The organism is Pseudomonas sp. S3_C06, assembly GCF_054667675.1.
Genome location: NZ_CP162747.1, coordinates 1,644,900 through 1,671,490, shown reverse-complemented (window position 1 = coordinate 1,671,490; position 26,591 = coordinate 1,644,900). Strand labels below are relative to the sequence as shown.

Here is a 26,591-nt window from a genome sequence, read left to right as displayed (position 1 = left end):
CAAACCTTTACACCACGGGCTCCCAGCACCGGGTGTTTTCCCTGTCGTGAACGGCTTCCTTTGCAATAAAGGCATAGCTCAGAGTCCCCTGAGGGCCGTTTGGTTCGATCGTCAGAGTGCGCAGCACTCTAACGGCTATGTTCAGCGGCCTGGTGGCAGGTTAACGACAGGATGTTACGGTTCATGGAGGCGCTGGCGCAGGCTGCGATTTTTTGCAGGCTGCAAAGGCTCAAGATCAAAAGATCGCGGCCTGCGCGGCGCCTACATTATGATCAGCCTTTAATTTGTGACTGGATGCTTCCCATGACCGATCTGTCCGCGTTCCCGATCACCCAGAAATGGCCGGCGCAGTACCCAGACTGGATTCAGCTCTATTCCTTGCCGACGCCCAACGGCGTGAAAGTCTCGATCATGCTCGAAGAAATCGGCCTGCCGTACGAGCCGCACAAGGTTGCTTTCGATAACCGGGATCAGTTGTCCGCTGAGTTTCTCTCGCTGAACCCGAACAACAAGATCCCGGCGATCCTCGATCCGCACGGCCCCGGGGACCAGCCACTGCCGCTGTTCGAGTCGGGGGCGATCCTGATTTATCTGGCCGACAAAAGCGGTCAGTTGCTGGCGCAGGAAGGCGTGCTGCGCTACGAAACGATTCAGTGGCTGATGTTCCAGATGGGCGGCATCGGCCCGATGTTCGGCCAGCTCGGTTTCTTCAACAAGTTCGCCGGCAAGGACTACGAAGACAAACGTCCGCGTGATCGTTATGTCGACGAAAGCAAACGTCTGCTCAAAGTGCTCGACGGTCGGCTGGAAGGCCGTGACTGGATCATGGGTGAGCGCTACACCATTGCCGATATCGCCACGTTCCCGTGGGTGCGTAATTTGATTGGCTTCTATGAGGCGGGTGATCTGGTTGGCATCAGCAACTTCCCGAATGTCACCCGTGTGCTTGAGCGTTTCCTCGCGCGTCCGGCCGTGGTTCGAGGCCTGACCATTCCTTCCTGACTAAACACAAACCCCATGTAGGAGTGAGCCTGCTCGCGATAGCGATGTGTCAGTCAACATTGATGTCGAATGACACATCGCTATCGCGAGCAGGCTCACTCCTACAAGGGAATGTGCAAAGTCCGAGGGATTATTACACCCCCGGTAATGCACTCTTGATTGATCCAGGTTTGTACGCCAGCCCCCGCAAGGCATAAGCTTCGCCCCCTACGACTTTCGTCTCATCTGCCGTTTTCAGGAAAGGCCCCATGTCCAGTCAGTTCCCCGAAGCACGTCCCCGCCGTCTGCGCCGCAATGCGAGCCTGCGCAGCCTGTTCCAGGAAACCGAGTTCAGTCTGAATGATCTGGTGCTGCCGATTTTCGTCGAGGAAGAAATCGACGACTTCGTCCCGATCAAAAGCATGCCCGGTGTGATGCGCATTCCCGAGCGCAAACTGGCCAGCGAAATCGAGCGTTATGCCCGTGCTGGCATCAAGTCGGTGATGACCTTCGGCGTGTCCCACCATCTGGACAGCAACGGCAGTGACACCTGGCGCGAAGAAGGCCTGGTTTCGCGCATGTCGCGCATTGCCAAAGACGCAGTGCCGGAGATGATCGTGATGTCCGACACGTGCTTCTGCGAATACACCGATCACGGCCACTGCGGCGTGATGCACAACCATGAAGTCGACAACGACCAGACCCTGATCAACCTCGGCAAGCAAGCCGTGGCGGCGGCGCGTGCCGGTGCTGATGTGATCGCGCCGTCGGCGGCGATGGACGGTCAGGTGCGGGCGATTCGGCAGGCGCTGGATGCGGCCGGATTTACTCAGATTCCGATCATGGCCTATTCGACCAAATTCGCTTCCGCTCTGTACGGCCCGTTCCGCGAGGCCGGTGGCAGCGCGCTGAAAGGCGATCGCAAAAGCTATCAGATGAACCCGATGAACCGCCGCGAAGCCCTGCGCGAATCGCTGCTCGACGAGCAGGAAGGCGCCGATGCGCTGATGGTCAAACCGGCCGGTGCGTACCTCGACATCATCCGCGACATCCGCGAAGCCTCGAACCTGCCGCTGGCGGCGTATCAGGTCAGCGGTGAGTACGCGATGATCAAGTTCGGCGCACAGGCAGGGGCCATCGATGAGGATCGCGTGGTGCGTGAAAGCCTGGGCGCGATCAAGCGTGCGGGTGCTGATTTGATCTTCACTTACTTTGCGATGGATCTGGCATTGGCCGGGATCTGACGACCAACGCGTTACCCCTGTGGGAGCGAGCCTGCTCGCGAAAGCGGTTTGTCAGCTGACATTAGTGTTGACTGACACGACGCTTTCGCGAGCAGGCTCGCTCCCACATTTGATTTGTGGTGGGTCAGGGGCAGTTGAAGTAGGTCCGGATGCCGTGATCGCGGAAGTAGCGTTCAATCACCTTCGGATCCGCGCTGTTCTCGGCAATCGCCACATACGTATCCGGGCGCAGCAGATAAAAGCCATTACGCCCCAATCCTGCCGTTTCAAACGCCGGGCGCCAGTCGAACACATGCAGCGGCAAATGATGTTCCTGGCACCAGGCGATCATTTCGTCGCTGGTGTCACCGTACACATGCACCTGCCAGCATGGCTGTCTGAGCGGTTCGTAATTGTCTCCCTCACCATCATGCGCCCACGGCAAGCGGTCGCCGCCGTGGACGTGGCCGGCCGCGCCCTGGCTCAACGGCATGCCGCGATAGTTGAGGGTGACCTGCGAAACGGTGCGAAAAAGGAACTCGCGACTGGCCTCGAACGAGGCCATTTTCGGGATCAGAAACGGTGCCACACGCATGCGCAGCAGATCAGCCATACGCCCTTCGGCGGTGACGAAACTGAAGACCTTGTCGGTGGTCGACACCAGTCGACGAGCGAAGGCAATGCGTTCGGTTTCGTAGCTGTCGAGCAGGCGTGGTTCGGCTGCGCCGCTGAGCACGGCGGCGAGTTTCCACGCCAGATTGATCGCATCGCCAATGCCGGTGTTCATGCCCTGACCGCCGGCGGGGCTGTGCACATGCGCCGCGTCGCCGAGCAGAAACGCGCGGCCACTGCGAAAATGCTCGGCCACGCGGTGATGCACGCGGTAGGTCGAGAACCAGTGCACGTCTTCGATGTGCACCTTGAGATGTTCGATGGCGCGGCTGCTGACATCGGAAAATTCCAGGGTTTCGGCGCGATCCGCACGTTCGTCACGCACGGTGCCGATCAGCCTTGCGCGGCCTTCGCCGGCGAGAGGAAACACGGCGAGAAAGTCCGCCTCATCCAGATCCAGGTGCAACTCGCCGTTCATCGCCGGGCCGCTGGCCTTGACGTCGGCCACGTAGAAAATCTGCTGATAAGTGCCGCCGGGGAAACCGCTGTCGAGGGTTTTGCGCACGATTGAGCGGGCGCCGTCACAGCCGGCCAGATAACAGGCCTGGCAGATTTCCTGCTCGCCATCGGGCAGGCGCAAATGCGCGGTGAGGCCGTCGCCGGTTTCCTCGAAACTTTCCAGTGTCGTATCGCGCTCAACAGTGACGCCGTAGTCTTCGAGGCGCTCGATCAGCAGCCGTTCGTGCTGATCCTGAGGGAAGATTTCGACGAACGCGTAGGGTGTCAGGCCTTCGCCGATGCGGTTCAGCGGTAATTGCGCGACCGGTTTGCCGTTGACCCAGAAATTCGCCGCGGCCACCCGATGACCGTTGCGCACCACGGTGTCGGCGAGGTCCAGTTGGCGGTACAACTCGAGGGTGCGTGCCTGCACCGCCAGCGCTCGCGAAGTGGTGCCGGGCGCGGAGGTTTTATCGATGATGCGCACGCGCACGCCGAGTTTGCTCAGCCACAGGGCCAGTGCCAGTCCGGTCGGGCCGGCGCCGATGATCAGAACGTCGCTGCGGTTCATGGGCCTGTCCTCCTTTTGCTGTGCAGCAAGTATGGATCAGAAGGAGAGGGTGGCCAGTTGATCGGCCAGACGGAAAAGGCCCCGCAGCGGTGAGGCTGTGGGGCCTTTTTCGGGTGTTCGGCTGGGGGGCTTTTGCGTGGCGTAGATCCGGGCCCCTCACCCCAGCCCTCTCCCGAGGGAGAGGGAGCCGATTTGTGTGTTTTTTAAGACCTGAGTTCGACTCGATATTTCAGGTCGGTGTAACTTGCAAGAACACCACGGTCAGTCCCCTCTCCCTCTGGGAGAGGGCTAGGGTGAGGGGCTTTTCAGCTTTAAAAATCAATGGTGCCGGACAACTTGGCAACCCGCGGCTCACCCTGAGTCAGATACCCACCCTGAGCCGATTCCCAGTACTTCTTGTTCGCCAGATTCTCCACGCCCAGACGCACGGTCACGTCCTTCTCCGACACCTTGAACGCATAACGCGCACCGGCATCGAAGCGGTTCCAGGTCGGCAGGCTGAGGTTGTTCGCCGCATCCGCGTATTGACCACCAGTGCGCAGCATCCGCGCATTCAGCGCTACACCTTGCAGACCCGGCACGTCCCAATCCGCGCCAGCGTTGAACTGGAAGGTCGGCACACCGATCGCACGATTGCCGTCGTTGGCGCCGTTGAGGGTGTTCTTCAGTTCGGTGTCCATCAGGGTAAGGCCGCTGATCAGGCGCAGGCCCTGGATCGGCTCGCCGAACACGTTCATTTCTACGCCTTTGTTGACCTGCTCGCCTTCACGTACGTAGGTGCAGGTGGTGGCGCTGTCGATTTCGCAGTAACCATCGCTTGGCTGTTCGATGCGATAGACACCCAGGCTCGCGCCGTAAGTGCCCATGTCGACTTTCACCCCGGCCTCGGTTTGCTTGGAGCGGGCCGGTGCGTAAACCTCGTTGCCGTTGGTCACACGGAAACCACCGGAGCTGGTCGGCGAGGTCGGACCCTGTGCCAGGCCTTCGATGTGGTTGGCGTAGAACGACACATGTTCCCATGGCTTGAACACCACGCCGTACACCGGCGTAGTGATCGACTCGTCGTAGCTCGAGGAGCGCGGGCCGCTGCCATAACTGGCGTAGCTGTAACCTTGGACCACCAGTTGCTGACGGCGCAGGCCGGCGGTGACCAGCAGGCGATCATCGAAGAAACCGAGGGTGTCGGAAATCGCGATGCTGCGGTTGAAGGTCTTGCCGACGATCCCCGGATCATTCAAGTCGCCGCCGGCAAAGTTGCCGACCGGCGACGGCGTTTGCACCGGGTGATAGATGTTGTTGGCGTACTGGGTCAGGTCGAAATCGTAGGCGCTGCGCTGTTCGGCCCAGATGCCGGTCAAACCGAAATTGAGCTTATGGCTGACCGGGCCGGTGTTGAATTTGCCGTTGAGTCCGGCCATCACGCTGGTGTTGTCTTCATCGTGGGGGACGAACGAACCCGTGGTAAACGACGCACCGCTGTTGCCAACCAAAGTGGTCGAGTTGTAGCGCCCGACTTCGCGGGTGTGCTTGGCGCCGCCGGCCGCATAAGCGGTCCAGTTGTCGTTCAGGTCGTACTCGGCGCGGAGCATGCCGAAGGTGTCTTCGATGTCGGTGTAGCCCCACTTCGGCGCGTAGTTGGTGTCGGCTGACGGCGCGTCCGGAATATGCGTGGCAGTGCCGAGGTTGACCGAGCTGCGGCCACCGTTGACGCGCTCTTTCTGATAGGCGAAGTCGCCGGAAATGCGCAGGGCATCGCCGCGATAGTCGAGGCCGATGGCGAACAGTTTCGAGCGCTGGTTCTCGTGATCGATACCGGTGTCGCCTTCGCGCTGAGACAGGTTGATCCGGGCGCCAAAGCGGTTGTCTTCACCGAAACGCTGGCCGATGTCGAAGTGATGACCGATACGGCCTTCGCTGTTGATATCGGTGGTGTAACGCCGCAGCGGCACGTCGCCGGCGCGTTTCGGTTGCAGGTTGACGCCACCGCCGATGCCGGAACCGGTCGGGGTCACGCCGTTGATAAAGGCATTGGGGCCTTTGAACACTTCCACGCGCTCCAGGGCGTCGGTGGAAATGATCTGCCGTGGCAGCACGCCGTACAGGCCGTTATAGGAAATGTCATCGCCGTTCAGCGGCAGGCCACGGATCATGAAGACTTGCGCCTGGTTGGAGAAACCCGAGGCCTGACGCACCGACGAATCGTTGAGCAGCACGTCGGCGACGTTTTCGGCCTGCTGGTCCTGAATCAATTGCTCAGTGTAGGAGGCGGCGCTGAACGGCACGTCCATCATGTCCTGATTGCCGAGCACGCCGAGTTGCCCACCGCGGGCTACTTGGCCACCCGCGTAAACCGGGGGCAGGGCGTTGGGCGTCGGGGCCTGGGCATTGACGTTGACGTCGTCCAGCACCAGCGCCTTGTTATCGCCTTCGGCGGCGTGAGCGGTGACAGTCAGGGAGCACAGCAGGGCGAGAAGCGTCGGGCGAAACGGGACGGCGAGTCGAGCTGGAGCGGGCATGTAGATACCTGGAGGCGCACGGCCGGTGAGAAAAATAAGGGCGGCGCGGGAACTCCTTGCGCAAATGCGACTCCAGGTGCAAATGATAGATTTTCTCAGTAACGGTTTGCAATCAGTTTGTCATCACCCCTTCAAAACCCGCATTCCTGTGTAGGAGCTGCCGCAGGCTGCGATCTTTTGATCTTGTTTTTAAAATCAAAGTCAAAAGATCGTCCGATCGCGGCCCGAGCCTTCGGCAGCTCCTACACGGATTGTGTATCGTGGTTCGGGCTTAACAGACTGGATGAAGTTCCATGCATAACTTTCAATTACCGATCACGCTCGCCGCACTGCTGGCGCTCGCCGGTTGCGCGGGGCAGCGCAGTCAGGAACCGGTGCCGCGGGCGCCTGCCGAAGTGAAGGCTGAGATCGTGCGGCTGATGCCGGCCAAGACGGCCGATCGGCAAGGCTGGGCCACCGACATCTACGCCGCATTTGCCGCGCAGAACATCAGCCCGACCACGCAAAACCTCTGCTCGGTGCTGGCCGTGGCCGAGCAGGAATCCACCTTCCAGGCCGACCCCACGGTGCCCGGCCTGGGCAAAATCGCTCGAGACGAAATTGACCGCCGCGCCGCGAAAGTGCACATCCCCAGCCTGTTGGTCAGCGGTGCTCTACAAGTGCGCTCAACCAACGGCAAGACCTACAGCGAGCGCCTGAATGCGGCGCGCAGTGAAAAAGAACTCAGCGCGATCTTCGACGACTTCATCGGTCGTGTTCCGATGGGCCGCACACTGTTCGGCGGCTTCAACCCGGTGCACACGGGCGGGCCGATGCAGGTCAGCATCGAATTTGCCGAACAGCACGCCAAAGACTATCCATACCCGGTAGACGGTACGATTCGCCGCGAAGTGTTCAGCCGCCGTGGTGGCATGTACTTCGGCATCGCGCATTTGCTCGGTTATCCGGTGAGCTATCGCGAGCCGCTGTATCGGTTTGCTGATTTCAATGCCGGCTGGTACGCCAGCCGTAATGCCGCTTTCCAGAATGCGGTCAGCCGTGCTTCTGGTATCCCGCTGGCACTCGATGGCGACCTGATCCGCTACGACTCGATCATGCCCGGCGGCACGGAACTGGCGGTGCGCACCCTCGGCAAGTCATTGGGCATGCGCAACCCGACCATTCGCGATCAACTGGAGAAGGGCAAAACCCTGGAATTCGAAGAGACCAGACTCTATCAACGGGTGTTTGAACTGGCGGAGCAAGCGGAGGGGAAAAAGCTGCCGCGTGCGGTGTTGCCGGGAATCGTGCTGCAGAGCCCGAAGATCACCCGAAAACTCACCACAGCCTGGTTCGCCAAGCGCGTGGACGAGCGCTACAAGCGCTGCATGGCCAAGGCGAGATAAAACACACAGACATAAAAAACCCGGCCAGGGCAGCCGGGTTTTTCTGAGGTGTTGCGCTTACAGCCAATCATCAGGCAACGCGACGTTCGATCAGACGATCCGAACCACCTTCGGCAACGCGACGTTCGATCAGACGATCCGAACCACCTTCGGCAACGCGACGTTCGATCAGACGATCCGAACCACCTTCAGCAACGCGACGTTCGATCAGACGATCCGAACCACCTTCGGCAACGCGACGTTCGATCAGACGATCCGAACCACCTTCGGCAACGCGACGTTCGATCAGACGATCCGAGCCGCCTTCGGCAACGCGACGTTCGATCAGACGATCCGAGCCGCCTTCGGCAACGCGACGTTCGATCAGACGATCCGAACCACCTTCGGCAACGCGACGTTCGATCAGACGATCCGAGCCACCTTCAGCCACACGGCTTTCGATCAGTTTGTCCGAGCCGCCTTCGGCGATCAGGGTGTGGGCCGGGGTAGCGGCGAAAGCGTTGATAGCGAAGACCGAGAAAGCGATACCGAGAAGAGTCTGGCGTTTCATGATTGTGTGCTCCGGGGTGTTGTTGGTTGGTATGGAACAGATGTTACGCCCGGGATTTTTTATGAGAACTTCATTGCCGTGATGGTGAACATCGATGCCGATGATGGTAGCCAGGAGCCGCAGAGCAGAGCCTTACAGCACCTTCACCGCGCGCCCGATCGCCTGAATCGGCCCGGTCGGTTTGCCGATCGGCGAGCCATTGGCGCCCTCAAGTGTCAGCTCGAACAGCTGATTGGGTTGCAGCGGCGGCAGCTTGTCCAGCGGCACCGATAAAGCTTCGCCTGGCTTGACCAGCCCCAGCGACACCGGCCCCTGCCAGCCGTCAGCCTTGGTCCAGAATTCCAGCGCCTTGTCGGCTGGCACTTCGACCACACCGAGCGGAATCAGCTGAATCTCGTGCGAATTGCTCGCCTGAATCACCCAGCCCGGGGCTTTGTCTTGCGGCGCCACCAACACCACTAGATAACTCGGTCTCGGCGTGGTCTGAGTCAGCAGGACCGAGCCCAAAGTCAATGTGGCGGCCAGTCCGGCCGCACTCAACCCGCGCCAGAGTGGCAGCAGATTCCACCATGAGGTCGATGACGTTTTTGGCGCGAATCGTTCAAGGCTGCGTTCGATCCGTGGCCACAACAGCGCCGAGGGTTGTTGCACGGGCGCCAGCTCGGTCAGCTCCAGCAGACGCCGTTCCCAGGCATCCACCGCTGCACGCAATTCAGGATCATTCGGCAAGCGTCGTTGCACCTCGATCCGCTGTTCAAAAGAAAGCGTGCCGAGCACATATTCGCCGGCCAATTCATCGCGGTCTTGCGCTGATTCGCTGGTCATCCCATGCACTCCCGCAATGCGTTGAGGCTGCGTTTGATCCACGCTTTGACCGTGCCCAGCGGCGTGTCTAAACGCGCGGCAATCTGCGCGTGGCTGTAGCCGTCGACATAGGCATGCAGGATGCAGTGGCGGCGTTGTGGCTCGAGTTGTTCGAGGCAACGATGAATGCGTGCCGAATGCGCATGGGCATCGAAGTCGTCAGCATCCCCGACTGTTTCGTGCTCAACCCCGAGCGACGTTTCACGACCCTGATCTCGCAGCAGATTCAGCGCCAGATGCCGGGTCACACTGAACATCCAGCCACGCGCCGAACCGCGCGCCGGGTCGAAACCCGCCGCGCCGTTCCAGATCTTGATGAACGCCTCATGAACGATGTCCTCCGCCAGCGCCGTATCGCGCACCAGCCGTTTGGCCACGCCGAGCAGACGCGAGCCTTCCTGCACATACAAATCGCGCAGGGCCGCGCGCTCGCCTCGGGCACAGGCTGCGAGGCGGGCTTCGTAATCGAATGTGGATTCGGCTAAAGGCATGTCGTGCAATCTAGCTTACATTCCGCAAACATCCACACAATCCAGTTCCACCCTGTGGGAGCGAGCCTGCTCGCGAAGGCGGCGTGTCAGCCGATACATCCTTCTCTGACCCACCGCCTTCGCGAGCAGGCTCGCTCCCACTTTGGATCTCGGTAAGTCCGGAGATCAGTTCGCCGCCCAGAAAATGTAATCGGCCTGATATTTCACCACTTCCTGCTTGCCCTTGTTCGCCGCTGTGCATTCGCTGCCCGGCGCCACGCCGCCCTTGAGTGCGACACGCTGGATGTAACTCACGCCACTCATCGCGCCTTTGCCTTCTGCGGGATTGGCCTTGACCAGTTGATAGGGCAGGTTGCCCGGGCTTGATGGCGCCACGGCCAATTGCGTGCCGGTGACTTTCGAACCGTCCTTGGCTTGCCAGGTGGCGGGCGGGCCAAAGTAGGTTCCAACCTGCTTGCCACTGCGATCATTGAGCACCGCTTTCGGGCCGACAAACGTCCACTCGGTCTGTCCGGGGGTATTGGCTTTGTCACGGCATTCGTAGGTGATCTCGCCGACCCCGGTGGTTTCCATCGCGATCTTGTGGCCGTCCGGGACTTTGATCGCGTCGGGGTAACTGCCTTGGGCGAAGGTTGTCGAGGACAGGGCGAGCAAACCGGTGAGGCCAATCAGCTGGGTGATGTTCATCAGTGTTATCTCCGAAAAGGGTAGACCGCTGACAGCCGAAGAGGGCTGTTACAAGGACTACCCGTGACGGAGGCGTTTGGATGCAGTGCCCGGAAAATAAATTTCAATGACTCACCACCATCCCTGTAGGAGTGAGCCTGCTCGCGATGGCGGTGTGTCAGGCAGCACTCATGTCACTGGGATACCGCTTTCGCGAGCAGGCTCACTCCTACAGGGTTTTGTGTCGGGCTTGAGGCCGGAGGCGTTCAGGAGTTCCTGGGTGTAGGGATGTTGCGGCGCGGCGAAAATCTCGCGCGACGAACCCTGCTCAACCACCTTGCCATCCTTGATCACCATCAAGTCATGCGCCAACGCATGCACCACCGCCAGATCATGGCTGATGAACAAATAGGTCAGTCCATGCCTGATCTGCAATTGCCGCAACAACTCCACCACCTGCTTCTGCACCGTGCGATCCAGCGCCGAGGTCGGCTCATCGAGCAGAATCAGCGCCGGTTCCAGCACCAGCGCACGGGCGATGGAAATGCGCTGGCGCTGGCCACCGGAAAATTCGTGGGGATAGCGATGGCGGCTCTGTGGGTCGAGGCCGACTTCCTCCAATACGCGAATCACCGCCGCCTCACGCTCGGCTTCAGTGCCGATGCCATGGGTCAGCAACCCCTCGGCAATGATCTGCTGCACCGACATCCGTGGGCTGAGGCTGCCGAACGGGTCCTGGAACACCACCTGTATCTGCCGGCGCAACGGTCGCATCAAGCGCTGATTGAGCAGGCTCAATTGCTTGTTGCCGAATCGTATATTGCCCTCCGATTCGACCAGTCGCAGGATCGCCTGACCCAGCGTCGACTTGCCTGAACCCGACTCGCCAACAATGCCCAAGGTCTTGCCCCGTTGCAGGGTGAAACTCACGCCGTCCACCGCTTTGATGTAATCCTGCTGGCGGCTGAACAACGCCTTGGGCAGTGGAAACCACACCTTCAAATCATCGACTTCAAGCAAGTTGTGCTCGTACTCACTGGGCACCGGCGCGCCGCTGGGTTCAGCCTCGATCAACAAGCGACTGTAAGGATGCTGCGGCGCACCAAACAACGTTTCGCAATCGGCCTGCTCGACGATCTCGCCATGGCGCATCACGCACACCCGTTGCGCAATGCGCCGCACCAGATTGAGGTCATGGCTGATCAGCAACAGCGACATGCCAAGGCGTTGCTGCAACTCGATCAGCAGCTCAAGAATCTTCTGCTGCACCGTGACATCCAGCGCCGTGGTCGGCTCATCGGCGATCAACAGTTCCGGCTCGTTGGCCAGCGCCATGGCAATCATCACCCGTTGCCGCTGACCGCCGGAGAGTTGATGTGGATAGGCTTTCAAGCGCTGCAACGGCTGGCGGATGCCCACCAGCTCCAGCAGCTCCAACGTCCGCTCACGTGCCGCGCGCCCCTTCAAACCTTTGTGAATCTCCAGCACTTCGCTGACCTGCTTTTCCACCGTGTGCAACGGATTGAGCGAAGTCATCGGTTCCTGAAAAATCATCGCAATGCGGTTGCCGCGCAAGCCGCGCATCTGCTGCTCGCTGGCGTGCAATAAATCCACGCCGTTATAGCGGATCGCGCCGCTGCTGCTGACGTTCTTGCCCGGCAACAAACGCAGAATCGAATGCGCGGTCACCGACTTGCCCGAGCCGGACTCTCCGACCAGTGCCAGGCATTCGCCACGGCGAATATCCAGGTTCAATCCGTGCACCACTTCCTGTCCGGCGAATGCGACACGCAGATCGCGAATTTCAATCAGGTTGTCGTTCATGTCAGCTCCGGGGATCAAATGCATCACGGCAAGCTTCACCGATGAAAACCAACAACGACAAAATCAGCGCCAGGGCAAAAAACGCCGTCAGCCCCAGCCACGGCGCTTGCAGATTGCGCTTGGCCTGACCGATCAATTCGCCCAGCGAAGCAGTACCGGCCGGCATGCCGAAGCCAAGAAAATCCAGCGCAGTCAGCGTCGCAATCGCGCCAGTCAGAATGAACGGCAGGTAGGTGAGGGTGGAGGTCATCGCGTTGGGCAGGATGTGCCGGCACATCAGCTCGTTGTCGGTCAGGCCCAGCGCTCGCGCGGCTTTGACGTATTCCAGATTGCGTCCACGCAGAAACTCGGCGCGCACCACATCGACCAGCGCCAGCCAGGAAAACAGCGCCATGATCCCCAGCAGCCACCAGAAACTCGGCGAGACAAACCCGGACAAAATGATCAGCAGGTACAGCACCGGCAACCCCGACCAGATCTCCAGCACCCGTTGCCCGAGCAAGTCGACCCAACCGCCGTAATAACCCTGCAACGCCCCGGCAACGATGCCGATCAACGCACTGATACCCGTGAGAATCAGCGCAAACAGAATCGAAATCCGTGTGCCGAAAATCACCCGCGCCAACACATCGCGCGCCTGATCATCGGTGCCCAGCCAATTGCTCGATGACGGCGGACTCGGCGCCGGTTCGCTGAGATCGTAATTGACCGTGTCATAGCTGAACGGGATCGGCGGAAACAGCATCCAGCCGTCCTGATCCTCGATCAGTTTGTGCACGTAACCGCTGGCGTAATCCGGCTGAAACGGCAGCTCGCCACCGAAATCGGTTTCCAGGTAATCGCTGAGGATCGGGAAGTAAAAGGCGTCGTGGTAACGGATCACCAACGGCTTGTCGTTGGCGATCAACTCACCGCCCAGACAAATCAGGCACAGACCGATAAACAGCCACAGCGACCAGCGCCCGCGCCGATTGGCCTTGAACTGCGCAACGCGACGTTGACCAAGGGGAGAAAGAGTGAACATCAGGCAGTCCTCGCCGAGAAGTCGATGCGCGGGTCGAGCAGGGTGTAGCAAAGGTCGCCGATCAGCTTGATCAACAGGCCGAACAGGGTGAACAGGAACAACGCGCCGAACACCACCGGGTAATCCCGCGACACTGCCGCCTCGTAACTCATGCGCCCGAGGCCGTCGAGGTTGAAGATGGTTTCGATGAGCAAGGAACCGGCGAAAAACACCTCGATCAGCGCCGACGGCACACCGGCAACGACCAAGAGCATGGCGTTGCGAAACACATGGCCGTAGAGCACGCGGCGCTCGGTCAGGCCTTTGGCCCGCGCGGTGATCACGTACTGACGGCTGATCTCGTTGAGGAAGCTGTTTTTGGTCAGGATCGTCAACGTCGCAAAGCCGCCGATCACCAACGCCGTCACCGGCAGAACCAAGTGCCAGAGGTAGTCGCCGACCTTGCCCAAGGTGCTGAGGCTGTCGAAGTTGTCCGAGACCAGCCCCTGCACCGGGAACCAGTTGACGTAGCTGCCACCGGCAAACACCACGATCAACAGAATCGCGAACAGAAATGCCGGCATCGCATAGCCGATGATGATCGCCGTGCTGCTCCAGACATCAAACGCGCTGCCGTTCCTGATCGCTTTGCGGATACCCAGCGGAATGGAAATCAGGTAAGTGATCAACGTCGCCCACAAACCCAGCGACAGTGATACCGGCAACTTCTGCACGATCAGATCAGTGACCTTGGCGCCGCGAAAGAAACTGCTGCCCAGATCCAGCTGCGCGTAGTTTTTCAGCATCAGCCACAGGCGTTCGTGCATCGGCTTGTCGAAGCCGTAGTGGTGTTTGATCTCCTCGATCAGCGCCGGGTCGAGGCCACGGCTGCTGCGACCCGCGCCGCCAACCGCAGCAACCTCGCCACCGCCGCCCATGCTGTGACCGCCGAAACCTTGCAAACGAGCGATGGCTTGCTCCACCGGCCCACCCGGCGCGGCCTGCACGATGAGAAAATTCACCACCAGAATGCACAACAGCGTCGGGATGATCAGCAGCAAACGTCGACTCAGATAACGCAGCATGTCACTGGCCCCCCGCGAGCTGGCTGTGCATCTGCTGGGTGGTCAACGCCTTGGCCGATACCTCCCACCAGGTGTTGAGGCCTTCGTCGTACGCCGGTTGCACGGGCGGCATGCCGAAGCGGTTCTGATACACCGTCGGCGTGCCTTTGGAGTAGTAGTTGGGAATCATGTAGTAACCCCATTGCAGCACCCGGTCGAGGGCGCGGGCGTAATGCACCATGGCCTCGCGGGTGTTGGCCTGGACCAGCCCGTCAATCAGTTGATCGACCGCCGGATTGGCCAGCACCATCGAGTTGGAACTGCCGACTTGCGTGGCGCTTTGCGAGGCGTACAGGCTGTACAACTCGCGGCCGGGAGAGACGATCGGATCGCCGCTGCGCGGGAAAGCGACGACGATCATGTCGTAGTCGCGGGCGTTGAGGCGGTTGATGTATTGCGCCGAATCGATCCGGCGCAGATTGAGCGTGATGCCGATCTGCGCGAGGGTGCGTTTGAACGGCAGCAACATGCGGTCGAAGCCGCCCTGACCGTCGAGAAAGGTGAACTCCAGCGGCTCGCCCGCAGCGTTGACCAGACGATTGTGTTGCGGCGTCCAGCCAGCTTCGGCGAGCAGCTTCAGCGCTTGCAGTTGTTTGTCGCGGATGTAGCCACTGCCATCGGTTTTCGGTGCCTCATACACCGTGGTGAAAACCTCGTCGGGAACCTGCCCGCGCAGCGGTTCGAGGATCTTCAATTCTTCAGCGTCGGGCAGGGCGGTGGCGGCCATTTCGCTCTTCGGCCAGAAGCTGTTCTGGCGCACGTAGAAGCCGCGCATCATCTGTTTGTTGGTCCACTCGAAATCCCACAGCAGGCTGATCGCCTGACGCACCCGGCGATCCTTGAAGAACGGGTTCTGCAGGTTGAACACGAAGCCCTGAGCGGCAGTGGGTTTGTCCGGGGCGAGGATCGACTGCTGCAAGCGGCCGTCGCGCAACGCCGGGCTGTCATAGCCGACCACATAACCAGACGAGGAGAACTCGCGGTTGTAGTCGAATGCGCCGGCCTGCAGCAGCTGTCGGGCAACGTCGGTGTCGCCGTAGAAATTCACCGTGAGATTGTCGAAGTTGTACATGCCGCGACTGACCGGCAGGTCCTTGCCCCACCAGTCCGGGTCGCGCTGAAAACTGATGCTGCGCCCGGCGTCGACCTTGCTCACCCGGTACGGGCCGCTGCCCAGCGGTGGCTCGAAACCGCCGCCATTGGCGAAGTCGCGGGTTTTCCACCAATGCTCGGGGACGATGCGCATCGTCGCCAGGTCCAGCGCCAAGGTGCGGTTGAGATTGTTCTTGAAGGTGAAGCGCACCTGCCGCGGGCCTTCGATCAGCACGTCCTGCACATCGGCGTATTGCTGGCGATAACTCAGACTGCCCTTGGTCATCAGCAGGTTGAAGGTGTAGCGCACGTCTTCGGCAGTGATCGGCGTGCCGTCGGCGAAACGTGCTTTTGGATTGAGGGTGAAACGCACCCACAAGCCTTCGGGGTCGCGCTCGATCTGCTGCGCGACCAGTGCGTAAACGGTGTACGGCTCGTCGAGTGAACGGAACGCCAGCGGCGAATACACCCAGTCATTGACCTGCACCACGGAAATGCCCTGATCGGCATACGGGCTGATGTAGTTGTACTGGCCGATCTCCATCGACGCGCGACTGAGTGAACCACCCTTGGGCGCCTTGGGCTCGACGAAATCAAAGTGCTGGAAGTTCGCCGGATACTTCGGCGCCTCGCCGTACACCGTCAGCGCATAACTGCCAGCGGCCAGCGCCAAGGTGCCGGTGCACAGCAGCGCACTGCCGAGCAGCAGGCCAGCCATATTGCGCAAAAAACTCATGAAGTCACTCCTGAAAATCCCTGAAAGGCCACGGACCCAATGTGGGAGCGAGCCTGCTCGCGAAGGCGTCTAGTCAGCCGACATCTCTCTTGCTGATCCACCGCTTTCGCGAGCAGGCTCGCTCCCACAGGGGGATGTGTTCTGTTTCCGGTTAGAAGTGGTAAGTCATGCGCGCAAACAACGTGCGGCCCAGCGGGTCGGTGTAGCGCGGGTCATAGCCGCTCTGGAAGTTGTAGGCCTGGTTGGAGAACGGCGGGTTGCGGTCGAACACGTTCTTCATCCCGGCATCGACATCCAGCACCTTGTTGAAGGTGTAGCCGGCCGACAGATCCCACACCGAATACGACGCCACGCGCGCGTGGGTGTCGCGGTCGTAGTCGTTGTAACCCGTGGTGAAGCGGTTGGTCAGCGCCGCCCGCGCCGCGCCGAAGGTCCAGCTGCCGGTGAGGTTGTGTTTCCAGCGCGCGATCACGCCGTCACCCTGAAAGTCGCCGACCTTGTCAGTGAACGGGCCTTTGATGGTGCTCTGGAAGTCGTACTCGTCAACATAGGTGCCTTGCAGGCCCAGACCGAACTGGCCGTACGGCGTGTTCGGGAAGCGATAGTCGAGCGACACATCGACACCGTTGGTTTCGACGATGCCGAGGTTGGCGTTGCCAGTGACGATGTAGTTGAGCGTGCCGTCGGCGTTGCGCACGAAGCGATCCGGGTAGGAACCGGCCTGATCAAACACGGTGGATTCCGGGAACGGCTGGATCTGGTTGGAGATGTGAATCCACCAGAAATCCAGACCTACCGAGAGGTTGTTGATCGGCTGATACACGAAGCCGAGGGTCACGTTGCGCGCCTTCTCCGGGGCCAGATCTTCGTTGCCGCCAATCTGGTTGAGGAACTGCTGACCGCAATCGCGGCCGCCATTGCCGCCCGGTTGCACCACACCGCCGGTACACAGCACCGGGTCGTTGTAGTAACCCTGGGTGAAGGTGATGCTGCGCGGCGAATACAGCTCATATAGCGATGGCGCACGGAAGCCTTCGCTGTAGGCGCCACGCACCACCAGCTCTTTCAACGGCTGATAACGGAACGAATATTTTGGGTTGGTGGTGCTGCCGAAGTCGCTGTATTTGTCATGGCGCACGGCGGCGGACAGTTCGAGGCTGTCGAGCACCGGCACGTTGATTTCGGCATAGGCGGCTTTCACGCTGCGGTCGCCTTCGACGCTGCCCGCCGGGTCGATACCGAGGCTCTGAATGTCGCCAGCGAACGACTCGAAATCCTGGTGGAATTTCTCTTTTCGGTATTCACCACCCAGGGCCAGACCGGACGGGCCGGCGCCGAACCAGTCGCCGATTTCACGACTGATACGACCATCGAAACCGGCTACACGGCCCACAGCAGTGGAATAGGCGCCGTGATACGCCGCGTTATCGATGTATTGCTGACCGGCGGCAGATTGTGGGCCGAACGGGTTGAGCAGACCGCTGGCCAGACCGGCGATCATCGCCTGATCGCTGACATAGCCACTGGTGACGCTGGAGACGATTTTGTTCTGGTTGTACGAGGCGCCGACGTTGTAATCCCAGCCGCCAACCAGACCATCGAAACTGAGCAGGAAGCGCTGGCTGGTGTTCTGGTCTTTCGATTCACGCGGGCCGGCCGCGGTTTCACGCCAGTTGACGTCCACCGGTTGCGTCGGGTCGAGGGCGAAATCGGTGGGCGCCGGGGTGATGCCGTTGCCGGGGTAGTAGGGCGACGAAGAATCGAGGCTCAGGCCGGTCAGTGGCGCCGGGCCGATCGCCGTGGCGTTGTTGTTGCGCGACCAGAAGTATTCGAGGTTGACGTTGTGATCGTCGCCAAGCTTGCCGGTGGTTTTGCCGAAGAACGAGGTCTTTTCGGTTTGCGGCACCAGATCGATGTATTCACGGGTGCTGAAGCGGCACAAGCCGTCGCGGGCGATCAGGTTCGGCCCGTTGCAATTGCTGTTGGCCAACGGGTTGGTCGCGTTGCCGTTCTGGCTGTAGTTGCCGGGGAACGCGGTGCCCGAGGTCTGATCGAGACCGCGACCAGGCGCGTAGTCAGTTGCAAAAGAGCGGTCGTTGGCGTCGAGGTTCTGCTGCTTGTTGTAATTGAACACGCCGAGGACGTTGAAGCGGTCTTCTTCCAGGTCGCCGTAGCCCCAACTGGCGCTCATGTCTTTGGTCGCGCCGCCACCGCTGTGGGTCGGGGTTTCGCCGCCGAGGGTCAATTGGCCGTCGGTCAGGGATTTCTTGGTGATGAAGTTGATCACGCCGCCGATGGCGTCGGTGCCGTACAGGGCCGAGGCACCGTCGCGCAGGACTTCCACACGTTCGATGGCGGCAAACGGGATCATGTTCAGGTCTACCGCGCCGCCGGCCGAGTTGGTCCCGGACAAGGCGTTGTTGGCCAGGCGTCGACCGTTGAGCAGCACCAGCGTCTTGTTCGCGCCGATGCCGCGCATGTCGGCGAACGAGGCGCCGCCAGTGGCTGCGCCCACGGAGCCTGCGCTGTTGTTGATCGACTGGCTGCCGGTGATGCGCTGCACCAGTTCGGCGGTGGTGGTCACGCCCTGTTTGCGCAGTTCTTCGGCCTTGAGAATGGTGATCGGCACCGCCGTTTCCGCATCGACCCGGCGAATCGCCGAGCCCGTCACTTCGACCCGTTGCAGTTGCGTGGTCGGCGCCACCACCGCCGCAGCCGCCGGGACGCTGGTGTTGTCGTTCTCGGCCGCCTGCACAGTCCCGGCGCCCATCCCCATGGCCACCAGATACAACGGAACAAAACGGTGGCGAGAAATCGTTGCCACCAAGGGTTTGAGCGTGAAGCGTGGAGTGTTCATCAGCATGGTTATTTCCGACTTTTTAGACGTTATCGAATTGGCCTTGTGAGCCCCTCATTGCTCCGCTATCGGTGATACCGCGTGCGGAAAACCACTTTCTTCAAGCAAGCCGATCCCCTCCGAAGACGCGTGGCGTTTTTCGGTCGGCTGGTTGCGACAGGATTCAGCGGGCGGTGCCGGGCGCGTCTTTCACTGCGCGCCCGGCACCGTACTCAGTGGGTGGTCATCACCGAAATCTTGGTAATGCCCGAGCGTTCGATCGACGCCATGGCCTTGGCCACCTGGCCGTAATTGACGGCGGAATCGGCCTGCAACTGCACGCGGACTTCGGCGTCCTTGGCCTTGACCTCCTTGAGGCTGGCTTCCAGCGATTCCGGTGCCAGCTCGGTCTTGGCCAGATAGAACTTGCCGTCCTGATCGACGCTGACCACCACCGGGTCTTTCTTTTCGGCGGGGGCGACGGCATCGGTTTTCGGCAGGTTGACTTTGATCGCGTTGGTCATCAGCGGCGCGGTGACGATGAACACCACCAGCAACACGAGCATCACGTCGACCAGTGGCGTGACGTTCATTTCGCTGAGCACTTCATCGCTGTCTTGAGTGGAGAACGACATCAGCTGGCCTCCCGCACGGCGGCAGTGGTTTTGCTGGCGATGGCCTGACGGCTGATGGAAAACGCGCTGCGCGAGGCGAGGGCGTCGAAGTCGTGGGCGAAGTCATCCATGTCCGCCGAGGCCAGTTTCAGTCGGCGCAGAAAGAAGTTGTAAATCAGCACCGCCGGTACGGCGACGGCGATACCGACACCGGTGGCGATGAGCGCGTGACCGATCGGCCCGGCCACTGCTTCAAGGCTGGCGGAGCCGGTTTCGCCGATGCTTTTCAGCGCTTCCATGATGCCCCACACGGTGCCGAACAAACCAATGAACGGCGCGGTGCTGCCGATACTGGCGAGGATCGCCTGGCCGTTTTCCAGCGAGCGGCGTTCCTTCTGGATCTGCTGGCGCAGGTTGCGTTCCAGGCGATCCGAACGGTTGATGGTGTGCGCCAGTTGCTGGGTGGTGCGCGGCGAATCTTCCACCAGCAGCGCTTCGAAACCGCTGCTGGCGATGCGCGCCAGCGAGCCCGGATACTGGCTGGCGTGTTCGGCGGCGGTGAGCAGATCCGGCGCGCCCCAGAAGGCCTTGGTGAATTGTTTGTTCTGCGCTTTCTGCCGCAGGTACTGCGCCGACTTGACCAGCAGGATCGCCCAGCTGACCACGGAAAACAGCACCAGACCCCAGAGCACGCCGGGGACAATCATCGAAGACAAATCGTTCATGGTGATACCTCGCTTGCGTTATTCGGTTGTGCGTTGATTGAGCATTCGGTTATTGCGGCAATTTGAAATCGATGGTCTGGGTGGCAAAGCCGTCGATCGGCGTGTCACCGCGTTTGGCCGGAATGAATTTCCAGTTCTTCACGGCGGCAACAGCCGCGTCATCCAGTTGCGGTTTACCGCTGGATTTGGTCACCGTCACTGATCCTGCGCGACCGTTGGCCAGCACTTGAATGCGCAGCACCACGCTGCCTTCCCAGTTGCGCCGCAGCGCCAGCGACGGGTATTCCGGTGGCGGGTTGCCGAGACTGGCGAGGCCGGAAATCGCTGCCGACTCCTTGACCGGACCCGGTGCAGCGGCAGGTGCCGGCGGTGCGCTCGGGGTGGCCGGGGCAGCGGGTGCAGCGGGTGCGGCCGGGGCCGGTGGAGCTTTCGGCGGCTCGACCTTTTTCACCGGTTTCGGCTTCTCGACCGGTTTCGGTTTTTCGATCGGCTTGGGCTTCTCCACCGGTTTTGGCGGTGGCTTGACCGCGTCCTCGTCTTCCACCGGTTGTTCAGGTTCCGGCGGTGGTGGCGGAGGAGGCGGCGGCGGTTCCGGGGTGGGTGGTGCCGGTGGCGTCGGGCTGGTCAGCTCGACGGTCATTTCCGGAATCTGCGGCGGCGTTGGCAGTGGCTCTGTTTTGGATTGCTGGAGAAACCACCAGGCGCCGCCATGTATCAGCGCCGACACAGCCACCAGCAACACCATCTGCTGTTTATTCAGACCGCCGGGTTGCGACGTGTTGGCTTTAAACGCCAGCCTGCCCGGTGGCGGCGGAACTGGAGCTTCCCGCAACGGCCCCGGCAGGGTTCTGTGCTTTACCGCATCGTTCATTAAAGCTCCCTCGGGTGGATGAAGGGCAATAAGGTGCCGTCCGAACATCCGGGGGATGTTCGAGTGGGTGGGTGCAACTTTCTTCAAGGTGAGCAGAAGCCGATAGTTAGTTGAACTATCCGGTTAACAAGGCTTGTGCAAACTTACGGGCTTAGCGCTATCGACTTTCTGCGTTCATTAGCCATTCCCTGGTGTTGTTCTATGTAGGAGCTGCCGAAGGCTGCGATCTTTTGATTCTGCCTTTAAAGATCAAGATCAAAAGATCGTCCGATCGCGGCCCGAGCCTTCGGCAGCTCCTGCAATTGATAACTCGAATTCTGTTTTGCAACGGCTGTGCCAGATATTGCCGAAATGTAGAGCGGTTATTTCATCAGTGTTACCCATGTCGCATTTATATAAGTTTTGCCATCGCCGTGGTTTTTCTCTGGCACACGGATTCCCGTTACTCCGGTTAACGGAGCTTTTTCAGAGGCGAGTCAGGCTGTACGCGGTATCCGGCTGATTGGCGGGATAGAGCGGCTGCGTGGCTTGCGGCCTGGGCACTTGCTGGTGCGCGGCGGACCGATTTGGTGCGGGTCAATGTTTTAGCGGGTCACGGGGCATGTTCCTTGTTCTTGTTTAAATGGAATCAATGTCTGCAATGCTTGATAGTTGAAGTCGCTGGAGCGGTTTTGGTGCATTTGTAAAGTCATTGGAAGTTATTGTTCGACAATCCTCTTTTCGCTCGTTTAATACAGAGGCTGGGCAATAATCTTTCGAGTCATATTTAAAAAATAAATAGCACGCTGCTGTCGGCGAATACGTCATCGCCGAATACAGTGCTTGGTGGCTGCGTCAGGTAATAAAGTAAGTGCGTTGGCCGCCGGGACTGTTCAGATGAACTCGGCGTTGTGCACGAAGAAGCAAAGAGAGGGGCGAACGGCAGAGCGTTTGAAGATTCACGCGGTGAACTCCTTGTTGCCAGCTCGGATACGCGAACTTTTGGTTCGGTATCGCACCTTACAAGAACGCGGATAGCGTTCGATGATTGCTCTTGGTGCGGGATGGGCACCGCCAGCGCTGTTTTGCGAGGTTTGAATTCGCAAGTCGCGAGTGAATGGGAAAACCGTGCCAAAACCGATACACAGGCAGAATTTTTCTACATCCACGCTACAGCCATCTACCCTGTGGCAATGGTCTTTTCGGGGGGATTGGATATGTACCAGCTCTATGGGCACAGAAATTCGGGCGCAGCCGCCATCGAAGCGGCGCTGGAGCTGTGCCAGATCGCTTACCGTTTCATTGATATCGAGGCCAGCACCGAAGCCGCCGAGGCGTTGGCCCAGCTCAATCCACTCAAACAGATACCGACCTTGCAACTGCCCGATGGCAGCGCCATCACCGAGAGCGCGGCGATCCTGATTCATCTGGGCCTGACGTTTCCCAAGTCCGGCCTGCTGCCGACCAAGGCGGATGACCGTGATCAGGCGATTCGCGGTCTGGTCTACATCGTCAGCAACTGTTATGCGGCGATCGGCGTCATCGATTATCCGGAGCGCTGGCTGCTGATGCCTGACGAAGCCTCGCGGCAGAATCTGGTGGCCGGAGCGCGTGAGCGATTGCATTGGAGTTGGGAGGTGTTTGCCGACCAGTTTTCTGCCGAGCTGTATCTGGATGACGAAACGCCGGGGGCACTGGATGTGCTGGCGGCAGTGGTGACGCGCTGGGCGGGCAGCCGCGAGCATTTGCGTCAGACGCGACCGGGGTTTTATGCGTGGTTGCAGCGGATTGACCGGCACCCGGTGCTGGCACCGGTCTTTGCCCGGCATTGGCCGTCCTGACAGAGGTGATCGTTCCCACGCTCTGCGTGGTAACGCAGCCCGGGACGCTCTGCGTCCCAAAGCGTGACGCAGAGCGTCACAGGAGGCATTCCTTTGCTGCGCGTGGGAACGATCATGAGGAGGACGGGATTTATTCCCCGCGAATGTACTGCTCCAGCTGTTTGATCAGCTCCGCCTGTTCGGCAATCGCTTCCTTGACCAGGTCACCGATCGACAGCAAACCGATCAACTTGCCGTTCTCGACCACCGGCAAGTGGCGCAGGCGTTTGTCGGACATGATGCCCAGGCAGGTGTCGACGGTTTGATGGGTGTCGACGGTGATCACGTTCGCCACCATGATGTCGCGCACCGGCGTGCCTACGGATGAGCGGCCATGCAGCACCAGTTTGCGCGCGTAGTCGCGTTCGCTGATGATGCCGACCACTTTTTCGTCTTCGACCACCAGCAAGGCGCCGACGTTTTTCTCGGCCATCTTCATCAGCGCTTCGAGCACCATGTGATCAGGCTTGATCTGGTGCACTTCCTGATTTTTCTGATCTTTGAGCTTGAGCAGTTGGGCGACGGTCTTCATGGCGGTTACTCAGGTGTTGTCGTTGTTATCCAAGCATCGTAGACGCAAGCGCGCAGGGCAAGGTGGCAAAGCGGCAGATAACACGCAAAAAACGTCATTTGCCGGTTTTTTCCGTGGCGGGTGGCAATTTATCGCCAGAGTCATCCCAGGCAATGCCGCGTAGAATGCCTCTCTGATTCAATTCCTGAGGTTGCAGTGGTGGATTTACCGCAGGGCTTCGTCCTGACCCGGCATTGGCGCGATACCCCGGCCGGCACCGAAGTCGAGTTCTGGCTGGCGACCGACGCCGGGCCGCGCCGTGTGCGCCTGCCGCATCAGCCGTCGGTGGCGTTTATTCCTGCCGAGCAGCGCGAAGCGGCCGAACGCCTGCTGCACGACGAAAAGAATGTAGAACTGCGCCCGCTGGCCCTGCAGGATTTCGAACATCGCCCGGTGCTTGGTCTGTATTGCCAGCAACACGGCCAGTTGATGCGCCTGGAAACCGCGCTCAACCGCAACAGTGTCGACGTCTTCGAAGCCGACGTTCGCCCGCCGGAGCGCTATCTGATGGAGCGCTTTATCACCGCGCCGGTGCGGTTCAGCGGTACGCCCGATGCCGACGGCGTATTGCTCAACGCCCAGCTCAAACCTGACCCCGATTACCGACCGACGCTACGGCTGGTCTCGCTCGACATCGAAACCACCGAAACCGGCGAGTTGTATTCGATCGCCCTCGAAGGCTGCGGCGAGCGTCAGGTGTACATGCTTGGCGCGCCGAATGGCGACGCCAGCATCGTCGACTTCGACCTCGAATACTGCGACTCGCGCACGATCATTCTGAAGAAGCTCAACGACTGGTTCGCACGCCACGACCCAGACGCAATCATCGGCTGGAACGTCGTGCAGTTCGATCTACGCATTCTCCACGAACACGCGCGACGCCTCGGTGTGCCGCTGAAAATCGGCCGTGGCGGCGAAGAGATGCAATGGCGCGAACACGGCAGCCGCAATCACTACTTCGCCTCGGCGGCGGGGCGACTGATCATCGATGGTATCGAGTCCCTACGCTCGGCGACCTGGAGTTTCCCCTCGTTCAGTCTGGAAAACGTCGCGCAGACCCTGCTCGGTGAAGGCAAGTCCATCGACAACCCGTACCAGCGCATGGACGAAATCAACCGCATGTTCGCCGAGGACAAACCGGCGCTGGCCAAGTACAACCTCAAGGACTGCGAACTGGTCACGCGGATCTTTGCCAAGACCGAGCTGCTGACCTTCCTGCTCGAGCGCGCCAGTGTCACCGGACTGCCGGCGGACAGAAGCGGCGGCTCGGTCGCCGCGTTCACCCATTTGTACATGCCGTTGATGCACCGACAGGGTTTTGTCGCGCCGAACCTCGGCACCAATCCGCCACAGGCCAGCCCCGGCGGTTTCGTTATGGACTCGCAACCGGGCTTGTACGAGTCGGTGCTGGTCCTTGATTACAAGAGCCTGTACCCGTCGATCATCCGCACCTTTTTGATCGACCCGGTGGGGCTGATCGAAGGTTTGCAGCACCCGGATGACGCCGACTCCGTGCCGGGCTTCCGTGGCGCCCGATTCTCGCGCACCCGCCATTGCCTGCCGTCCATCGTTTCGCGCGTCGCCGAAGGTCGTGAGACCGCCAAGCGCGAGCACAACGCACCGCTGTCGCAGGCACTGAAAATCATCATGAACGCCTTCTACGGCGTACTCGGTTCCAGTGGTTGCCGCTTCTTCGATACGCGGCTGGCCTCATCGATCACCCTGCGCGGCCACGAAATCATGCTGCGCACGCGCAAGCTGATCGAAGAGCAGGGCCACGCGGTGATCTACGGCGACACCGACTCGACCTTCGTCTGGCTGCGTCGCCCGCACGGACAGGAAGAGGCGGCGAGCATCGGTCATGCGCTGGTCAAGCACGTCAACGACTGGTGGCGCGCGCATGTGCGTGATGAATACGGACTGGAAAGCGCCCTCGAACTGCAATTCGAAATTCACTACAAACGCTTTCTGATGCCGACCATTCGCGGCGCGGAGGAGGGCAGCAAGAAGCGCTACGCCGGCCTCGTCACCCGCGCTGATGGCAGCGATGAAATGGTCTACAAAGGCCTGGAGACCGTGCGCACCGACTGGTCGCTGCTGGCCCGGCAATTTCAGCAGGAACTCTACGAGCGGATCTTCCAGCGCAAGCCCTATCAGGATTACGTGCGCGACTATGTGCGTAAAACCCTCGCTGGCGAATTCGACGATCGACTGGTCTACCGCAAGCGCCTGCGCCGCACTCTCGACGATTACGAGCGCAACGTGCCGCCCCACGTGCGCGCCGCACGGCTGGCCGATGACTACAACGCCCAGCACGGGCGCCCACGGCAGTACCAGAATGGCGGCTGGATCAGCTACGTCATCACCCTGGCAGGTCCCGAACCGCTGGAAGTGCGCCGCGCCGCGATCGACTACGACCACTACATCACCCGGCAACTGCAACCGGTGGCGGACGCGATTCTGCCGTTTGTCGACGACGATTTCTCAACCCTGATCGGCGGGCAACTGGGCCTGTTTTGAGTCGAGCAGTTGCAGCGTCCATTCATCGAGAATGCCGTGAAAGTAGCGCTCCAGCGCTTGGGTGAACACGCTGTCTTCAGCGGCGAACTGAGCGAACAGGGTCATCGAGGAATGAAATTTCAGGTCATCGGGATGGCCGAATATCTCCGCGATCGAACGCTGTTGCACCTTCAGCACTAACTGCGTGCAAGTACGCAGGCGTGCGCCGAGCAGCTCGTGAGCCAGATAAGCCCGGGCTTCCTCGGCCGAACCGATGGCGTAGCGCCGGGACATTTCGCTGCCGCCCAGGCCGGCAAACTGCGGGAAGACAAACCACATCCAGTGGCTGCGTTTGCGGCCCTCGTCGAGTTCGCGTTGCACGCGCTCGAATACCGAATCCTGAGCCTGGACAAAACGTTGCAGGTTGAACGGGTCGTACTGATCAGTGCTTCTCATCGCGAAGCCCTCGCCAGCCGCTGG

The 26,591-nt window shown here is 60.4% G+C and carries 21 protein-coding genes; 5 read left to right on the top strand and 16 right to left on the bottom strand.

Translation table 11 applies throughout. The features are described 5' to 3' along the window. Window positions 1-303: 303 nt before the first annotated feature. Both AB4N44_RS07225 and hemB read left to right on the top strand, forming a co-directional pair. Window positions 304-1,002: a glutathione binding-like protein gene (locus AB4N44_RS07225; RefSeq protein ID WP_316916779.1), complete on the top strand. Its 699-nt coding sequence runs from the start codon at window positions 304-306 to the stop codon at window positions 1,000-1,002. Window positions 1,003-1,250: 248 nt separating this feature from the next. Then, window positions 1,251-2,225: a porphobilinogen synthase gene (hemB, locus tag AB4N44_RS07220; protein ID WP_047300672.1), complete on the top strand. Its 975-nt coding sequence runs from the start codon at window positions 1,251-1,253 to the stop codon at window positions 2,223-2,225. A 124-nt stretch (window positions 2,226-2,349) separates the two neighbouring features. On the opposite strand, the gene AB4N44_RS07215 is transcribed toward hemB, so the two are convergent. Further along, a complete protein-coding gene (locus AB4N44_RS07215; RefSeq protein ID WP_316916778.1) occupies window positions 2,350-3,885 on the bottom strand; it encodes an FAD-dependent oxidoreductase in 1,536 nt (511 codons plus the stop codon). Window positions 3,886-4,196: 311 nt separating this feature from the next. Beyond that, window positions 4,197-6,401: a TonB-dependent receptor gene (locus AB4N44_RS07210; RefSeq protein ID WP_316916777.1), complete on the bottom strand. Its 2,205-nt coding sequence runs from the start codon at window positions 6,399-6,401 to the stop codon at window positions 4,197-4,199. A gap of 293 nt (window positions 6,402-6,694) precedes the next feature. Between AB4N44_RS07210 and AB4N44_RS07205 the strand changes: the two genes are divergently transcribed. Continuing rightward, complete coding sequence (locus AB4N44_RS07205) at window positions 6,695-7,786, top strand: DUF1615 domain-containing protein (protein ID WP_316916776.1); 1,092 nt, start codon at window positions 6,695-6,697, stop codon at window positions 7,784-7,786. Between the two features lie 70 nt (window positions 7,787-7,856). Here the strand turns inward: AB4N44_RS07205 and AB4N44_RS07200 are convergent, their stop codons facing one another. From AB4N44_RS07200 to AB4N44_RS07145, 12 genes are all read right to left on the bottom strand, one after another. Then, window positions 7,857-8,336 (bottom strand): phage infection protein, encoded by a 480-nt coding sequence (locus AB4N44_RS07200; protein ID WP_316916775.1) that lies wholly within the window; start codon window positions 8,334-8,336, stop codon window positions 7,857-7,859. A 132-nt stretch (window positions 8,337-8,468) separates the two neighbouring features. Continuing rightward, on the bottom strand, window positions 8,469-9,161 hold the full coding sequence (locus AB4N44_RS07195) for an anti-sigma factor (RefSeq protein WP_316916774.1): 693 nt from the start codon (window positions 9,159-9,161) through the stop codon (window positions 8,469-8,471). Continuing rightward, window positions 9,158-9,691 (bottom strand): sigma-70 family RNA polymerase sigma factor, encoded by a 534-nt coding sequence (locus AB4N44_RS07190; protein WP_316916773.1) that lies wholly within the window; start codon window positions 9,689-9,691, stop codon window positions 9,158-9,160. The genes AB4N44_RS07195 and AB4N44_RS07190 overlap by 4 nt, the downstream gene beginning before the upstream one ends. Before the next feature lie 165 nt (window positions 9,692-9,856). Continuing rightward, window positions 9,857-10,378, bottom strand: a complete 522-nt coding sequence (locus AB4N44_RS07185; RefSeq protein WP_116030600.1) for a DUF3455 domain-containing protein — start codon at window positions 10,376-10,378, stop codon at window positions 9,857-9,859. Between the two features lie 168 nt (window positions 10,379-10,546). Beyond that, window positions 10,547-12,181, bottom strand: a complete 1,635-nt coding sequence (locus AB4N44_RS07180) for an ABC transporter ATP-binding protein (protein WP_127929048.1) — start codon at window positions 12,179-12,181, stop codon at window positions 10,547-10,549. 1 nt (window position 12,182) lies between these two features. Further along, window positions 12,183-13,205, bottom strand: a complete 1,023-nt coding sequence (locus AB4N44_RS07175) for an ABC transporter permease (protein ID WP_460109536.1) — start codon at window positions 13,203-13,205, stop codon at window positions 12,183-12,185. Next, window positions 13,205-14,269: a microcin C ABC transporter permease YejB gene (locus tag AB4N44_RS07170; protein WP_127929047.1), complete on the bottom strand. Its 1,065-nt coding sequence runs from the start codon at window positions 14,267-14,269 to the stop codon at window positions 13,205-13,207. The genes AB4N44_RS07175 and AB4N44_RS07170 overlap by 1 nt, the downstream gene beginning before the upstream one ends. Before the next feature lies 1 nt (window position 14,270). Continuing rightward, complete coding sequence (locus AB4N44_RS07165; protein ID WP_460158196.1) at window positions 14,271-16,136, bottom strand: extracellular solute-binding protein; 1,866 nt, start codon at window positions 16,134-16,136, stop codon at window positions 14,271-14,273. A 151-nt stretch (window positions 16,137-16,287) separates the two neighbouring features. Beyond that, the gene (locus tag AB4N44_RS07160) at window positions 16,288-18,999 is read right to left on the bottom strand and encodes a TonB-dependent receptor (RefSeq protein ID WP_460109539.1); all 2,712 of its coding nucleotides are present in this window, start codon (window positions 18,997-18,999) and stop codon (window positions 16,288-16,290) included. A gap of 206 nt (window positions 19,000-19,205) precedes the next feature. After that, a complete protein-coding gene (locus AB4N44_RS07155; RefSeq protein ID WP_007918272.1) occupies window positions 19,206-19,607 on the bottom strand; it encodes an ExbD/TolR family protein in 402 nt (133 codons plus the stop codon). Continuing rightward, a complete protein-coding gene (locus AB4N44_RS07150; RefSeq protein WP_371857975.1) occupies window positions 19,607-20,293 on the bottom strand; it encodes a MotA/TolQ/ExbB proton channel family protein in 687 nt (228 codons plus the stop codon). Before AB4N44_RS07150 ends, AB4N44_RS07155 begins: the two co-directional genes overlap by 1 nt. 67 nt (window positions 20,294-20,360) lie before the next feature. Then, window positions 20,361-21,182: an energy transducer TonB gene (locus AB4N44_RS07145; RefSeq protein WP_316916769.1), complete on the bottom strand. Its 822-nt coding sequence runs from the start codon at window positions 21,180-21,182 to the stop codon at window positions 20,361-20,363. Between the two features lie 1,196 nt (window positions 21,183-22,378). On the opposite strand from AB4N44_RS07145, the gene AB4N44_RS07140 reads away from it, so the two are divergent. Then, window positions 22,379-23,002 carry a glutathione S-transferase gene (locus AB4N44_RS07140; RefSeq protein WP_064117678.1) on the top strand — a complete coding sequence of 208 codons (624 nt, stop codon included), beginning with the start codon at window positions 22,379-22,381 and terminating at the stop codon, window positions 23,000-23,002. Between the two features lie 130 nt (window positions 23,003-23,132). On the opposite strand, the gene AB4N44_RS07135 is transcribed toward AB4N44_RS07140, so the two are convergent. Further along, window positions 23,133-23,573: a CBS domain-containing protein gene (locus AB4N44_RS07135; protein WP_007918278.1), complete on the bottom strand. Its 441-nt coding sequence runs from the start codon at window positions 23,571-23,573 to the stop codon at window positions 23,133-23,135. Window positions 23,574-23,771: 198 nt separating this feature from the next. On the opposite strand from AB4N44_RS07135, the gene AB4N44_RS07130 reads away from it, so the two are divergent. Then, window positions 23,772-26,132, top strand: a complete 2,361-nt coding sequence (locus tag AB4N44_RS07130; protein ID WP_460109542.1) for a DNA polymerase II — start codon at window positions 23,772-23,774, stop codon at window positions 26,130-26,132. Here AB4N44_RS07130 and AB4N44_RS07125 read toward each other — a convergent pair. After that, the gene (locus AB4N44_RS07125) at window positions 26,097-26,567 is read right to left on the bottom strand and encodes a DUF1810 domain-containing protein (protein ID WP_460109545.1); all 471 of its coding nucleotides are present in this window, start codon (window positions 26,565-26,567) and stop codon (window positions 26,097-26,099) included. The genes AB4N44_RS07130 and AB4N44_RS07125 overlap by 36 nt on opposite strands. Between the last annotated feature and the right edge of the window lie 24 nt (window positions 26,568-26,591).